This is a genomic window from Marinilabilia rubra (assembly GCF_003121985.1).
GTDB classification, from domain to species: domain Bacteria; phylum Bacteroidota; class Bacteroidia; order Bacteroidales; family Marinilabiliaceae; genus Marinilabilia; species Marinilabilia rubra.
This window is the reverse complement of the sequence record NZ_QEWP01000015.1, coordinates 57,275-72,410: the sequence shown is the minus strand read 5'-3', so window position 1 is coordinate 72,410 and position 15,136 is coordinate 57,275. Positions and strand designations below refer to the sequence as shown.

The 15,136-nt window shown below is 40.7% G+C and carries 11 protein-coding genes; 8 read left to right on the top strand and 3 right to left on the bottom strand.

The genetic code is table 11. From position 1 onward, the window contains the following. Positions 1-178: 178 nt before the first annotated feature. Positions 179-1,471, top strand: coding sequence for a cysteate synthase (locus tag DDZ16_RS15845; RefSeq protein WP_109265467.1), 1,293 nt, complete (start codon positions 179-181; stop codon positions 1,469-1,471). 86 nt (positions 1,472-1,557) lie between these two features. On the opposite strand, the gene DDZ16_RS15840 is transcribed toward DDZ16_RS15845, so the two are convergent. Then, a complete protein-coding gene (locus DDZ16_RS15840) occupies positions 1,558-3,534 on the bottom strand; it encodes a TonB family protein (RefSeq protein ID WP_109265466.1) in 1,977 nt (658 codons plus the stop codon). A gap of 7 nt (positions 3,535-3,541) precedes the next feature. After that, positions 3,542-3,916: a BlaI/MecI/CopY family transcriptional regulator gene (locus DDZ16_RS15835; protein WP_109265465.1), complete on the bottom strand. Its 375-nt coding sequence runs from the start codon at positions 3,914-3,916 to the stop codon at positions 3,542-3,544. A gap of 237 nt (positions 3,917-4,153) precedes the next feature. On the opposite strand from DDZ16_RS15835, the gene DDZ16_RS15830 reads away from it, so the two are divergent. From DDZ16_RS15830 to DDZ16_RS15805, 7 genes are all read left to right on the top strand, one after another. After that, positions 4,154-6,139, top strand: a complete 1,986-nt coding sequence (locus tag DDZ16_RS15830) for a glycoside hydrolase family 97 protein (RefSeq protein WP_109265464.1) — start codon at positions 4,154-4,156, stop codon at positions 6,137-6,139. Between the two features lie 212 nt (positions 6,140-6,351). Further along, complete coding sequence (locus tag DDZ16_RS15825) at positions 6,352-9,384, top strand: two-component regulator propeller domain-containing protein (protein ID WP_109265463.1); 3,033 nt, start codon at positions 6,352-6,354, stop codon at positions 9,382-9,384. A gap of 276 nt (positions 9,385-9,660) precedes the next feature. After that, on the top strand, positions 9,661-10,953 hold the full coding sequence (locus DDZ16_RS15820; RefSeq protein ID WP_109265462.1) for a hypothetical protein: 1,293 nt from the start codon (positions 9,661-9,663) through the stop codon (positions 10,951-10,953). Between the two features lie 96 nt (positions 10,954-11,049). Beyond that, complete coding sequence (locus DDZ16_RS15815) at positions 11,050-11,301, top strand: hypothetical protein (protein WP_109265461.1); 252 nt, start codon at positions 11,050-11,052, stop codon at positions 11,299-11,301. Positions 11,302-11,592: 291 nt separating this feature from the next. Continuing rightward, on the top strand, positions 11,593-11,733 hold the full coding sequence (locus DDZ16_RS20775; RefSeq protein WP_158275689.1) for a hypothetical protein: 141 nt from the start codon (positions 11,593-11,595) through the stop codon (positions 11,731-11,733). Between the two features lie 177 nt (positions 11,734-11,910). Further along, positions 11,911-12,756 (top strand): hypothetical protein, encoded by an 846-nt coding sequence (locus DDZ16_RS15810; RefSeq protein WP_109265460.1) that lies wholly within the window; start codon positions 11,911-11,913, stop codon positions 12,754-12,756. 468 nt (positions 12,757-13,224) lie between these two features. Next, positions 13,225-13,755 (top strand): TlpA family protein disulfide reductase, encoded by a 531-nt coding sequence (locus DDZ16_RS15805; RefSeq protein ID WP_158275688.1) that lies wholly within the window; start codon positions 13,225-13,227, stop codon positions 13,753-13,755. 84 nt (positions 13,756-13,839) lie between these two features. On the opposite strand, the gene fucP is transcribed toward DDZ16_RS15805, so the two are convergent. Next, on the bottom strand, positions 13,840-15,126 hold the full coding sequence (fucP, locus tag DDZ16_RS15800) for an L-fucose:H+ symporter permease (protein WP_109265458.1): 1,287 nt from the start codon (positions 15,124-15,126) through the stop codon (positions 13,840-13,842). Between the last annotated feature and the right edge of the window lie 10 nt (positions 15,127-15,136).

Here is a 15,136-nt window from a genome sequence, read left to right as displayed (position 1 = left end):
TCTTAATTGGGATTAGATGCTTTGATCGGTTTTGTTTATGTGTGTGGTGTATTTTAATCTGTTGTTTGACAAATGTTTGTGTTAGTGTTTAAAATCATCTTCAAACAGTATGATATAAGTTCGATGGATTATTGTTTTATTATTTTAATTTTGCAACTTCATTTTAAAATAAATAGAAATGACTTCAGGATTTGGTCCAACACAGTACTTACTACAATCAGTTAAAACAGGTAAAGAATTTATTGATAAAGGTTGGACATTAGATGCACCAAATGAAGAAGAACCATCTTTAATTCGTGCTGTTTACGAAGAGGTACAACTGAATTTAAAAGATGAAAGACTGGGACTTTTTAAGTTTTCCGACTGGTTGCCTGTGGGCCGATTGCTTAAGGGATCCTCATCACCTGTGACATATAAAAGTCAGGGTCTGGCAAAATATCTTGGGCTCGAAAAATTATATATTACTTTTAGTGGTTACTGGCCCGATAAAGGAGCAAAAATGTCTACGTGCTCGTTCAAGGAGACTGAGGCTTATTCTGTTTGCGGCCGTATGCAGGCAGATGAGCAAGGCGTTTTGGTGGTTGCTTCGGCAGGTAATACAGCCAGAGCTTTTGCCCGTGTGTGTTCCGATAACAATGTGAAACTTCTTCTGTGTGTGCCGGAAGATAATTTGGATGCACTTTGGTTTGATGAAGTAATAAACGACAATGTTAAGCTTGTATGTACTCGAGCCGGAAGTGATTATTCCGACGCTATTCATCTTTCTGAGAAGATTTGTGAACTTCCTGGTTTCTTTGCTGAAGGTGGTGCCAGAAATGTGGCCCGTCGCGATGGAATGGGGACTACTGTGCTTTCTGCCGCAACTTTCATCGGACGTATTCCTGATTATTACTTTCAGGCCGTCGGCAGTGGAACAGGGGCAGTTGCTGCCTGGGAAGCCAATCAGCGATTGATGGTCGATGGCCGTTTTGGCACTCATTATATGAAACTCATGGTTTCTCAGAACATTCCGTTCACCCCCATCTTTGATGCGTGGAAGGCTGATTCGCGCAATATGTTGCCATATGATGAGGAAGAAGCGCATCAGCAGGTAGCGGAAATTAATGCTAAGGTGCTTTCAAACCGAAAGCCGCCTTATCCAATTTATGGTGGATTGTATGATGCATTGAAAGACACAGACGGCGACGTTCTTTTGGCGACTAATGAGGAGGCTCAAAATGCGGCTGACTTGTTTGAAGAATTTGAGGGATGTGATATTCATCCTGCTTCAGGAGTGGCAACAGCCACGCTTATCAAAGAGGTTGAGAAAGGAACTGTTCACAAAGATGATGTGATAATGCTTAACATTACCGGTGGCGGTGAAAAGCTATTCAAAAAAGAGAAGCTGGTAACTGCCCTGGCCCCGGATCATGTTTTTGATGTCGATCCTGATATTAATGATGTGAAGAAAGTTTTGGAAGGGATGTTCTGATATAACCCTCAGGGGGATATTGAGAAAGCCATAAAATGCATTGTGATTGAATGCATTTTTATGGCTTTCTTTTTGAATTTTCGGGCTTAGTGATATTTTATCTCCTTGGAGGTTTCATTACCCAATTCAAAATTAATGGGCATGGTATAATTCACAGCCACCTTTTTACCTCGTTGTTTTCCGGGAATCCACTTGGGCATCTCTTCAATTACTTTTTTTGCTTCTGCATCAAGGGCAGGATCAACACTTCTGACAATCTTAACCTGATCAGGTTTGCCACTTGGAGGGATAATGAAAGAAATATAAACTTTTCCCTGAATACCCTTTTCTTTGGCTTTGTTAGGGTATTTTAAATGGGTGGAAAGATGATTTTGAAGTGCAGCATCACCACCGGGAAATTTAGGCATATCTTCGACAACGAAAAACACAGGTTTGCCTTTATAGGTTTTTCTTTTCGAAGTTTGGTCGGTGTTGCCGGTTGCTGTTATTTCCACGATTGTTTCCTCTGGTTCCTGCGGACTTTGCTTTTTTGAGGTTATTATAATGACTCCGTTTTCCCCCTCTTTACCATATTTCGCGGTAGCCGTTTTGTCTTTTAAAACGTCGATAGACTTAATACTTTCAGGGGCTATATCGCCCATCGATTCATATGGAATCTTTTTTCCATCCAAAAATATTAATGGTTTTCTTTCCTCTTTATGGTTTTCGGTGGTTCGGACTGTCAGTTTAAGGTCCTTTTCAACGGTGTCCCGTTTCATTATCACTTTCATGTCTTCTTTGAAATCGGGCCTTTTCTTAACGGTCTTAAACCCCACAAAAGAGAATACTATTTCGGAATCCTCCGAAACATCTCTCAGTTCGAATTCCCCGTTCAAATCCGAAATGGTACCGGTGGTTGAGTTGGCAATCACAATACTGGTTCCGGGTAATGCCTCACCATTTTTTTGAACTACTTTTCCTTTAATTATTTCTTCTTTAGGTTGTTGCAAGCTGACATTGTCATTGAGTCGACTCAATTTTATTAGTTCCCCTTTTTGCTCAGACTTTTTATTTATTTCCGGGGTTTTTTCGCGGGTTGAATTTTCATAATTAGTCTCTATGGGGATTGCCTCTTCTTTAGGAATATTCGTTTCACCCTGATTAACCAGCTCCTGTGTTTGTGATGGGGCGGTTTGTTCCTGATTTGAAACAGAATTGGTTTCATAGACATAATTTGGTTCAGAAAATGCGTAAAAAATTATGGAAGCAACCGGCAGAATAATAAGGAGTTTCATTTTGTGTATGACAGGTATGGATGTATTTTTCATCATGATAAATCGTTTTTTGTTGAGTGAATAACTAAATGAATGGCCCAGTCTGATTGCCTCACCGCCTAATAGTTGGTTGATGAGTATTGCTTTGTAAACAGCCGGATCAGAGGTGGCTTTCAAAGCTGAGCGGTCGGCCAGGTATTCATGATTCTGCCTGATGTAATGGCTGTACAGCCAGGCCATGGGATTAAACCATTGGATGGTTCGCAAGAGTTCGGCCAAAACCAAATCAATCCAGTGGTATTGTCTAATGTGGGCGGCTTCATGAGCCAGAATTTCCCGGTACTCTTTCTCTGTTGATGAAGGATTGACAATGATGTATGAGAAAAAGGAGAAAGAATGCCGGAATCTTCCGGATTTTACCACTTTCAGATTGTTTTTATATTTGACTTCAGAGCTGCTGATGGTATTGTATACCTTCAGCGTTTGGATCATTGTTTTAATAAGAAAAAACAGGGTTCCCAATACTATGATGCTTCCTATATAAAATTCCCAGGGCATGCCTTGATTCTGTGAGGGTTGCACCGATTCAACTACTACAGAGCCTGTGGTTACAGGGGATGATGTAAAAGGTATAGTCACAGAATACCGAATGGTGATGAGCGGAAATATTATAGCAGACAGCAGTCCGGTTATGAGAAACAATCGATTTAGCACAAAGAAGCGTTCATTTCGCAAAACAAGGAAGTAAATCAGGCCAAACACAGTTAGCCAGATAGTAGATCTTATCAGATATGACATTAATGCTTCCATGGGGGTATCATTTATTCTTTTTTCGATTTAGTTCTTTTTTGGTCTCTTCCATGAGCTGTTCTAACTCTTCAATAGAGAGATCCTTCTCTTTGGCAAAAAAGGAGGCCATAGCGGGGAATGAGTTGTTGAAATACTTTTTCATTACCCCAAATAGTTGACTTTTTGAGTATTCTTCCTTTTTTACAACAGGAGTGAACACATGCACATTTCCAAACGTCTTATGTGTTGCAAATCCTTTTTTCTCAAGAATTCGAACAATCGTCGATACCGTATTACGGGCTGGCTTGGGATCAGCAAACTTTTCACGGATGTCGCGAACAGCGCCTTCTTCCAGTTCCCATAATATTTGCATAACTTGTTCTTCTGCTTTTGTCAGTTGCATATTTTTTCTCTTTTGTCAATCCTTCGATACAAACATATGACTAAATATTTAGTCGGACAAGTTTTTAATGCGTAAAAACGACTAAAAAATTAGTCGGGCATGGTTTTATATTCTCAGAAGCCCATATAGAACCGACTTTGCACATATATTTTCAAAATGTGAGTGTATTCTGTCTTCACCACAATTTTTTCAAAAAATACCCCTATTTTTGAAAAAACGTTAAAAATATAAATCAAAATGAAGAAAGTAGTTCTTGCTCTTTCATTGACGATGCTTCTTTGGGGCACATCGGTTTATGGAAAGAAAAATGAAACACTCACTGTTAAGTCGCCAGATGGTAAATTAAATGTTACCATTGGAGTTACCGATGAAATTACCTGGAGCCTGGAGTTTAATGACAACCTCATCGCCGGTCCCTCTTCAATAGCCCTTGAACTTGACGAGTACGGTGTTTTGGGCGAAGAACCTGTTTTAAGAAATTCATTTCCTTCTTCCAAAGATGAGGTGATTAAAACATCGCTGTATAAAAAGTCTGAAATAGACAACGAATACAATGAATTGAATCTTATTTTCAAAGGGAGTTACGGGCTGATTTTCCGGGTTTACAACGACGGAATGGCATACCGGTTTGTAACTTCCATGAAGAAAGATGTAAAAGTAAAGAGTGAAAAGGCGGAGTTTAATTTTCCTGCTGCCGACAAAGCTTATGTGCCTTATGTACGTGAACCTCATGGCCGCTATCAGGTGTCTTTTGAGAGTACATATGATGTTTTGAAACTGAATGAAGTGAAAAAAGACTCATTGATTATTACACCTCTGTTGGTAAAGAATAACGATGGTTCTTCGGTGGTAATTAGCGAAGCCGACTTGGAAAATTATCCAGGAATGTTTCTGAAAATAAATAATGACGCCTCCGGTTTTGTGGCAGAATATGCAGGTTATCCTACTGAAGAAAAGCAAGGTGGTTATAATAATCTTCAGTCACTTGTAACCAATCGAGCCGATTTTATCGCAAAATCTAATGGTAACCGGGCTTATCCCTGGAGAATGATGGCAGTTGGCGAAAATGATGCCGAACTTCTGAACAATGACCTGGTTTACAAACTGGCGTCCCCTTCACGTATTGAAGATACTTCCTGGATTATCCCCGGAAAAGTGGCATGGGACTGGTGGAACGCCTGGAACCTATTCAATGTTGATTTCAGGGCCGGAATTAACACTGAAACATATAAGTATTACGTTGATTTTGCAGCCGAAAATGGTATTGAGTATGTTATCCTCGACGAAGGCTGGTCGGAAAGTACCGACTTGATGAAAATTGTTCCCGAAATTGACCTTCAGGAAATCATTGGCCATGCTCAATCTAAAGGGGTTGATATTGTTCTCTGGGCTGGTTGGCTGCCTTTGGATCAGAAAATGGATGAGGTTTTTGAGAAATATTCATCCATGGGGGTTAAAGGATATAAGATTGATTTTATGAATCGCGACGATCAAAAGATGGTCAATTTTTACTACCGCGTTGCGAAGAGAGCTGCAGAATATAAACAGTTTGTGCTTTTCCATGGGGCTTTCAAGCCAACAGGATTGCAACGAACTTATCCTAATGTGCTTACCTGCGAAGGAGTATTTGGTTTGGAGCAGGTCAAATGGACTAAATATGAAAATTTCCCGGAATATGATGTTACCATTCCTTTCATCCGAATGCTTGCAGGCCCCATGGATTACACTCCCGGGGCCATGGATAATGCCAGCCGGTCAGCCTGGCGCGCTGTGCACACCGACCCGGTGAGCCAGGGAACCCGTTGTCATCAATTGGCTATGTACGTGGTTTATGATTCCCCATTTTCTATGCTTTGCGATGTGCCTTCAAGTTACATGGAGGAAAAGGAGAGTGTTGATTTCATTTCCTCTGTTCCTACTGTGTTTGATGAGACTGTTCCCCTGGCGGGGGAAGTTGGAGACTATGTTGCGGTAGCCAGAAGAAAAGGTGATATATGGTATATAGGAGCTATGACCGACTGGAACCAGCGCGAAGTGGAACTGGATTTCTCCTTTCTGGGAGATGGTGAATTTAAAGCTACAGTGTTTGCCGATGGCATTAACGCCGACCGCGCTGCAGTTGATTATACCAAAGAGGTTATTTCTATTGGCGGTGGAGAAAAGTTATCCATTAAGATGAAGCCCGGAGGTGGTTGGGCAGCGATAATAGAGCCGGCTGAATAAGTTTGGAAGAACATACAAAAGCCCGGTCAACCTTATGTTGTCCGGGCTTTTTTGGCACTATGTGGCAGTTAGCTGTGTGAGGTTTTTGTGAGTTTTTATTTGCCGTAAAATGAGTTTTTTGTGAAATAAATATTAAATTATTTTAATATTTATGGGTAATTTTATACATAATTTTTAACCGGTATTCAATTTCCAACGACTCGAATAGATCCATGATTAATAGTTTGTCTGCAAGCATAAACCAATTAAAGAGAGGTTCCTGGTTCCTCTTTCTGGTTTTATGGCAGGTTTTCTTTTTTTCAGCGGTTTCTGTGGCCCAAAACAAGCAATACCGTTTTAACTACCTTACAACACGAAACGGGCTTTCGCAAAACCATGTCAATTGTATTTTTCAGGACAAGGATGGATTTATATGGATTGGAACCTACAATGGCTTAAACCGTTATGATGGGTATGGTATTAAAACTTATCATTCCGGAACATCCGATTCTTCGCTTTCCCAAGATGCAGTCAATGTCATATTTCAGGACACAAAAGGGCTGCTGTGGATTGGTACTGATTTGGGGCTTAATAAATTAAATCCTGTCACCAATGAGGTCGAACGGTTTTACAATCTTAAATCAGACTCTTCCCGTCACATTGAGAATAATATCCGCACCATCTATGAGGATGATTCAGGCTTGTTGTGGGTGGGTTTCTATGGTGGCGGACTGAAGGTTTTTGATCCTGATCAGGGAAAGTTTCTCAATTCCAATGATTTTTTTGAAGAAGAACTGTTGCCGGGGCACGCTAAAGTCAATGTTTTTTGTGCTGGCAATACAGGTGCTTATTGGATAGGAACTGAGAATATGGGATTAATAGAGTATAATCCGGATACAGGGGAAAAGGTCGTCCATCATATCCAAACTTCAAAGAGAGATGGTTTAGGGGCTATCATAACTGAAATACGAAGAGACAATTCCGGTCAACTGTGGATTGGAACCTGGAATGAAGGAATAAAGATTTTCAATCCTGAAAGCGGTATCTTTCAGGATTTTAAAGCATCCAATAATACAGGTTTTCCCGGAGGACCAGTTACTTCCATACATATCAAAGATGGCATGGGATGGATAGGGACAATGGGTAACGGGGTTTTTAAGTACGACATTACTACAGGAGAGTTGTTGAATATCAATCAATCCTCAACAAATATTCATGGGTTAAATAATGATATTGTTTGGGAGGTTTTTCAGGATAGATCGGGTGTAATCTGGTTGGGAACTTACGGAGGTGGTGTAAATCTTTTTTATCCCGGCTCGGGCGTTTTTGAGTCTTACCGGGCCATTCCCGGTAGTTCAGGCAATTTAAACAATAGTTCTATCAGTGCATTTTGCGAGCTTTCTGATCAGAGATTGTTAATTGGAACTTTGGGAGGTGGTATTAATGTTTTTGACCCCAAAAGGGAAACCTTTACTTATCTTCTAGAAGGTGAATCTTCGCTGGCAAAAACGATTCGTTGCATTATTGAAGACAGAGATAACAGGATTTGGGTTTCCACAGATGTTGGAATATTCCGGTTTAATAAAGATTTAAAGAAAAAGACTTTTATCCCTTTCGATCCTGCATATAATGGGATAGGCGATAAGAGTGTTTATTCCATCTTTCAGGACAACCGGGACGATTTGTGGTTTGGAGAATGGGGAACCGGTTTAAGAAAACTGGATTATCTGGAATCGTTAAAAAAACAACCGGATGAAATGGTTTTCAGAGATTATCCGGAGGCAGGCTTTGTGGGAAATACTGTTTGGGCTTTTACCGAGGACAATAAAGATAACTTATGGGTTGGAGCCGGAAATGGTTTGTACCGCTATTTGCGGGAAGCTGACAAATTTGTCAGGCAACCTTTCCCTTCCATGTCCGATTATGTTTCCATCAGTTGTTTTTATGAAGATAAAATTAACAACCGTTTGTTAATGGGAACCCAGGGCCGGGGGGTGGCAAGTTTGGATTTTGTGAATGGAGGAGTTTCATTTTTGGATGAAACCGGTGGGCTTTTAAAGAATGAGGTACTGAGCATCCATCCCGATGAAGACCGGAATTTGTGGATTTGTACCAGCAATGGCCTTTCGCGCTACGATTCCCGGAGTATGCAATTTCGCCACTTAAATGTTGAAATGGGAATGCAGGAAAATGAATTGCTTAACCACTCCTGGTTGCTGTCCGGTAACCGCATTTTAGTCGCCGGTAATAATGGGTTTTATTTGTTTCATCCTCGTGAATTGGTCGACAGCCCTTTTGAGCCCAATGTTGTAATAACTGATTTCAGTGTCAACAACAAGGGAGGACGTGTGAAATTAAAGCCTGACCACTCCGGAGAATGTGAATGGACTGTACAGTTGAAAGCAAATGAGAACACCTTCTCCGTTGATTTTGCCGCGCTGGATTATCGTATGTCAGATAAAATTGAATACCGTTACAAACTGGATGGCTTTGATGCCGATTGGACTGTGGTCCATGCTGGTAGCCGAAGGGCTTCTTATACAAATATGGAGGGGGGAGCGTATGTTTTTCGGGTGAAAGCTTCCAATAGTGACGGGCTTTGGACCGGGAAGGAGAAACGTATTTTATTGACATTGCAGGCCCCTTTCTATAAACGACCCTTTTTCCAGGGATTGATGATTGCTTGCTTATTGTCGTTGCTATACTTGTTTTTCAGGATTAAGGAGAACAAAATAAAGTCGGATCTGAAAAGGAAAAATATTCTTATTAATTATGATTCGCTGGCAGAAGAAAAGAGAAATATTAAAGAAAAACACGACCATCTGCAAAAGGAACTTAAGGAAAAAGAAAAAGAGTATGCGGCCATAAAAGTATTCATCCGGGAAAAAGAAGAAAGACTGATTGCTTTGCGGAATCATATTGCAGAAGTTTTGCAAAATGCGAAACCTGAAGTCAGTAAAAAAATATCCGGCTTTTTAGGAAAGATAGAGCAGGAGGTAAAGGCTGAAGCTTCTCCCAATGAATATTTGGATAATCTTAACACCATTCAGGATGGCTATGTTGATCGATTAGCGACGGCCTTTTCCAGGCTCACCCAAAAAGACCTGATGATATGCTCTTATATCCGGATGGGAAAAAGTAATAAAGAAATTGCCGACCAATTGGGCATCTCTACTCAAAGTGTTGAGATGAGCCGCTACCGTATCCGAAAGAAAATAGAAATTAGCTCCTCGGTTACTCTCAATGACTTTCTTGTGCGGTTTTGACTTTTTACGTCGCTATTCAGTTAATTACTTTTCTTCTGCCTTTTGCCTGTAAAATTTCTGCCTGTCGATAATTAAATCTATGAATCTTACAATCTGATGTATTTTGAAGGCAATTTAAGAGCGTACCAATGAGTGGTTTGCGTGTTGTTGTATAGGTGTTGTAGGGGGCAATGTAAGGTTTGTGTATAACTGTTAAATATTGCTAATAAATGTTCTGGGTGTAGCTTTGAAGTCAACTACCTAAATCATTTATTTAAATATTTAAAACGAATAGTTATGAAGAAAATCTTTACCATTTTGGCAATGTTTATTGCAACCACCGGAATGCTTCGAGCTGTTGATCTACCCCTTGACTTTGAATCTGCTCCCGGAGATTATGCTTTTAATGATTTTGACGGAGGTGAAACCACTGTTATAAGTAATCCTCAGTCTTCAGGAATAAATACCAGCAGCCAGGTGGCTCAGATGATTAAAAATGCCGGACAAACCTGGGGGGGAAGTTTAATAACGCTGGACAACCCTATTGATTTTTCAACCAACAAAACATTTAAAGTGAAAGTATTCTCTCCTAAAGCAGGTGCTAAATTGCTGTTGAAAGTAGAGAATCTAAATGACTCAGGAGTTAATTTCGAAAAAGAAGTCGCCACAACCAAAGCCAATGAGTGGGAGGAATTGACTTTTGATTTTAGTCTTATTAATACCGGTAATTCCTATCAAAAAGTGGTGTTTATTTTCGATTTGGGCACTATGGGGGATGGCTCTGCGGATTTTACTTATTTGTTTGATGATGTTCGGCTGGTAAATGAACCCACTGGTCTTGACCAGATTGATCTCCCCGTTGATTTTGAAAGTTCTGCTACCGATTACACATTAACCGACTTTGGCGGTAATTCAACAGAGCTTGGAGTTGACCCTGAAAATGCTAATAATACCGTTGCGGTATCCACAAAAACTGCCGGAGCTCAAACCTGGGCCGGAACAACCATTAGTACGCCTTATGGCTTTGCCTCTCCAATTCCTTTTACTGCCGACAATACCATGATGACCGTAATGGTTTATTCGCCATCGGCGGGTATTCCGGTTCGTTTTAAAGTTGAAGATTCAAATGATAATACACTTACCGCTGAAACCGAAGTAACCACAACAGTTGCTAACCAGTGGGAAAAACTGGTGTTTGATTTGAGCAATGTTGTTAATGGCACTATGGCTTTCGATATCAATACCAACTATGATAAAGCTTCCATCTTTTTCGATTTTGGAACAACCCCCGCTAGTGATGAGATTTTTTACTGGGACGATGTTATGATGTCGGTTCCGACAGCAACTGTTTCAGTGGAATCTGGAGATGTGAATATCTATGTCAGCAAACGAAATCTTTTGATAGCTAATGTTGCAGATTACGTAGGAGGCTTGATTGAGGTCTACGACATTTCCGGTAAGAAGGTATGTGTTGAAAATATTTCAGAGAATCGGGAAAGTATCAATCTTAAAGCCAACGGTATTTTTATCGTTCGAATCTTTGATGCAGATAAAGGGTTTGTTAATGCAACCAAAGTAATCGTTCACTAATTAATATTACCTGCCGAATCCTTTCATGAAGTCCACAGATTTTTGTGGGCTTCATTTTTTGCGGTTTTCAATTGTCGGACGGTATAAACCTGAATCATGAAAAATCCTGTAAAAAAATTGATTGTATCTCTTAAGGTTGTTGCCTTTTTGTTGATAGTTTGTTTTTTATTAAGTTTTATTTGCCGAATTAAAGCTTCAAGTCAAGTTTTTGGTCTAAATAATGAAAAAATAGCTGAAAGAGAGGTCGTTCAACAGAAAAATGATTCTGGAATAATACAAGGTGGCAATTTTATAACTCATTGTAATGGGAAAGGTTATTCATTAACAAAAAGGATACATCGGAAATAGAAGGATGGTGACGCCTCCGGCTTCTCCGGTTGCTGGTTAATACGGGGTTTTTAGCGAAAATCCTGCTATTACTGAAAATTTTGTGCTGGATGAGATGAGTAATTCCCTTCAAATGTGGGAGAATACCCTTGTCCCTCTTGAAGAACGCCCTCTTGCGATGGTTCTGAAGTGATGGCTTTTTATGCCCCACATTCAGGCACTTGATATGGCTTTGGTCTGAATTCTACTGCAGGAGTTGATCTTTCTAATTATTACGGAGTCTACACTGAAAATTCTAACGTTTCAGAGAATTTGCTGATTGATGATGTGGGCAGGTATATTTATATTTGGGAGAATACGCTGACGGCTACCACCACCGAAGCTTATGAGGGGGAAGAAACCATGTCTTTTACTTCCAATAATGGGGTTTTGGTGGGGCTTTGGTGTTACTGATGATAAGGCACATGATCTTACCCATTTCGGCAATGGCTCGTTTGCATTCCCGGTAAAAACCAGCTCATAACAGGATTTTTGTGTAAATGTTTGCGGAGCGAAAGATACGCAGGGATCAATTTTTGAGATAAACCCATCAATACATGGTCAAATCTACAAATCAAAAATCTACATAAAATGAAATTTAAAACAATACTGTTTTCTGTGTCGGTAATGCTTTCAATGTGCTTCAATGGTGTCGCCGCAGCCAATGGGACAGCAAAAGCCGGAAGCTTCAACAAGGAAAAAGACCTTTTATTGGCCCAATTTGATTGCAAAACGGATGTCGATGACCTTCATACCGTCGCCGCTTTGGCCACACTCCTGTCGGATTCTGCCTTTGCCGGAATTAATTATCATGCAGTAGCCGGAGCTTATGGCATGCAGGAGGGGTTGTATGTCCCGCCCAACCCATTGTTCCTGGAGGCCTTTGGCGATAACTGGACCGATGCCCATGCAAACTTTGAAAAGGCTGTGGAGAAGGTCAAAACCATAGTAAAACCTATTCTTGCCAATAAGGGAGATGTGTGGATTGCCGAAGCCGGTCAGTCCGATTTTTCTGCAGCGTTGATAAAGGCCATTCAAAAAGATTTGCCTGAGATTGATACTAAGCAGCGCTTCCATGTTGTCCAGCATAGTGATTGGAACGAGGAGGTAACCACTCCTGAATGCCTCCGGTTTGTAAAAACAAACGCAGATTATCACAAAATTCCCGATGGAAATGCCGAGGGAAACGGAACTCCTGGGTTCCGCACTCCTGAAAATATTCAGCTTAAAAAACAAATTAAAAATCCCAAGTTGCTCGAAATATGGCAGCTGGCAGTGGATTTGAGCCATCAATACAATGGAAAAGAGGGACGCTACAACAATGAAGCCATCGCTGCCGGAGGGGTAGACTTCTCCGACCTTTCTGAAGCTTGCTGGATACTGGGCTTACAGGATATTAAAGATGTGGAGGCATTTTTTGAAGTGTTTGGGAAGTGATAAAGAGGAACATCTAAAGAATGCCTGCAAGAAAACCCTCTTTTTTTCGACGGCTTTAATAAGAAAACTTCGGGAATAAGGCTCGCGAGTCTTGAATGTCATGAGTTTACTTCTGTGAATGACTGGCAAATAAGATGAGCGCAACGCAGTTATCGGAGGTTTCTTGCAAAGACTAAATAGTCTCTGTCCATAAACTAAGCGTTTTTCACGTGTTTGAACTAGAAAGTTCAAATTCAAGGCGTGTGAAAAATCTAAACCGCAGAATACTATTGTATTTGAGGATTTAGATTTTGAGCAACAACGCAGAAGTTGGACTTTCTAGACAAACACTAAATAAGACCGACTTTCCAACGAGGTTAATGCTATTTGTCTTATTTTTGCAGTGAAGTTGTCAGGGATACTTTCAATAACAAATTATAAACCTGAAAACTTCAAATAAAAATGGTCCTAAAATTTAAAACGATAACAATGAAAATTTTTTTTCATCGCCTGGCAATTCTTTTTCTTTTCTCTGTCTTTTCATTATCATTAGTTGGCCAGGGTTTTGACGTAGTAGAGAAGGGAGATAAGGTTCCGGAATTCGCGATTGAGATAGAGGATGGGAAAACTCTGAATATTTCCGATTATGAAGGAAGTGTGGTGTTTATTAATTTCTTCGCAACCTGGTGTGGCCCATGCCGAAAAGAGTTGCCATTTCTGCAAAAGGATGTTTGGGATAAATATAAGACGAAGGATAATTTTAAACTGATGGCCATTGGACGGGGGCATGATCAGGAAGAAGTTGACACTTTTAAGAAAGAACAGGGTTTTCAGATTCCCATGTATGGAGATAAAGACAAGTCTGTTTATACCAAATTTGCTACGAGGTATATTCCTCGCAATTATATTATCGATGCCGATGGCGAAATTGTGTATGCCTCGCAAGGGTTTTCTAAAGAGGAATTTGAAAAAATGGTTGACTTATTAGATCTGCTGATTTTAGATGAAGCTGGTCAGTAGATAAAAATATCGAAGAAAACAGTAAAAAGGCTGCCTCGTGAAAGAGCAGCCTTTTTCAATTACAATACAATCTTCAGGATCTTATCATTTCATTAATCTGTAACTCCGGTATCCATAAATAGAAATCATCACAAAACTGATAAATGGAAGTATAAAGGAAGCATTCACTGCCGGTAATGGCCCTACCGTTCCCATGTCAATAATGGCCCCCTGTAAAGGAGGCATAAGCGCTCCGCCAACAATGGCCATTACCAAACCGGCGGATCCCAATGTGGCATCTTTTCCGATTCCTTCCAGCGCAATGCCGTAAATGGTCGGGAACATCAATGACATAAAAGCTGAAGTGGCTATCAGAAAATACAGTCCGGCCATACCTTCAATCAAAATGGTACCTGTTATGGTGCCCATCCCTCCCAGGGCAAATATCATTAGCAGCTTTCGGGCATTTACATATTTCATCAGGAAGGTACTTATGAAACGGCTGGTGAGAAATATGCCCATTGCCACGATGTTGTAAAGCTGTGCGGTGGATTTGTCGATGCCCAGATTTTCGGCATACTGAATGATGAAGGTCCAGCACATAATTTGTGCAGCCACATAGAAAACCTGAGCCAAAACGCCTTCCCTGTAACGCCTGTTTTTTATCAGATTCCGGAACGATTGCATGGGGTGAATGTGGTTTGCATGTCCGGTTTTAGGCATTTTGGTAAAGGCAATGAGCACAAGCATACACAGAACAACCAGGCCAAGTATAAGATAAGGATCACGGATTACTGCCAGATCCTGTGTGCGGATGGCTGCTTTACCGGCTTCGTCGAGCGTGGGAAAGACCAATGCCCCTGCTTCGTTTCGAATGTCCGATTGTAAGGATTTTAGAATCACCTGAGACGCTACAAACATTCCCAGTAACGATCCCATTGGATTAAACGCCTGGGCGAGGTTGAGCCGGCGGGTGGCTGTTTCGTCACTACCGAGTGAGAGGATGTATGGATTGGCGGTTGTTTCAAGAAATGCCAAACCAAAAGTGAGTATGTACAAGGCAATCAGGAAAAATTCGAATACTTCATATTTGGCAGCCGGCCAAAACAGCAATGTTCCAATGGCATAAAGTGTCAACCCCAGAAGAATTGCCTTTTTGTAGCTGAAGCGTTGCACGAACAAAGCTGCCGGAATGGCCATGGTGGCATAGCCTCCGTAAAAGGCAAACTGAATAAGCGATGCCCTGGCATTCGACATCTCCATTACGGTCTTAAAGGCTGCTACCATAGGATTGGTGATGTCATTGGCAAATCCCCATAAGGCAAACAAACTTGTGATAAGGATGAAGGGAACTAAGTATTTTTTTTCAACAACTTTTGATTTGGTGGTCATGTGTAGATTT

What these genes read in the sequence shown, in the direction of transcription:
- DDZ16_RS15840 (WP_109265466.1), bottom strand. Translation starts at nt 3,534, where the DNA reads ATGGAAGCATTAATGTCATATCTGATAAGATCTACTATCTGGCTAACT.
- DDZ16_RS15830 (WP_109265464.1), top strand. Translation starts at nt 4,154, where the DNA reads ATGAAGAAAGTAGTTCTTGCTCTTTCATTGACGATGCTTCTTTGGGGC.
- DDZ16_RS15825 (WP_109265463.1), top strand. Translation starts at nt 6,352, where the DNA reads ATGATTAATAGTTTGTCTGCAAGCATAAACCAATTAAAGAGAGGTTCC.
- DDZ16_RS15835 (WP_109265465.1), bottom strand. Translation starts at nt 3,916, where the DNA reads ATGCAACTGACAAAAGCAGAAGAACAAGTTATGCAAATATTATGGGAA.
- DDZ16_RS15820 (WP_109265462.1), top strand. Translation starts at nt 9,661, where the DNA reads ATGAAGAAAATCTTTACCATTTTGGCAATGTTTATTGCAACCACCGGA.
- DDZ16_RS15845 (WP_109265467.1), top strand. Translation starts at nt 179, where the DNA reads ATGACTTCAGGATTTGGTCCAACACAGTACTTACTACAATCAGTTAAA.
- fucP (WP_109265458.1), bottom strand. Translation starts at nt 15,126, where the DNA reads ATGACCACCAAATCAAAAGTTGTTGAAAAAAAATACTTAGTTCCCTTC.
- DDZ16_RS15805 (WP_158275688.1), top strand. Translation starts at nt 13,225, where the DNA reads ATGAAAATTTTTTTTCATCGCCTGGCAATTCTTTTTCTTTTCTCTGTC.
- DDZ16_RS15815 (WP_109265461.1), top strand. Translation starts at nt 11,050, where the DNA reads ATGAAAAATCCTGTAAAAAAATTGATTGTATCTCTTAAGGTTGTTGCC.
- DDZ16_RS15810 (WP_109265460.1), top strand. Translation starts at nt 11,911, where the DNA reads ATGAAATTTAAAACAATACTGTTTTCTGTGTCGGTAATGCTTTCAATG.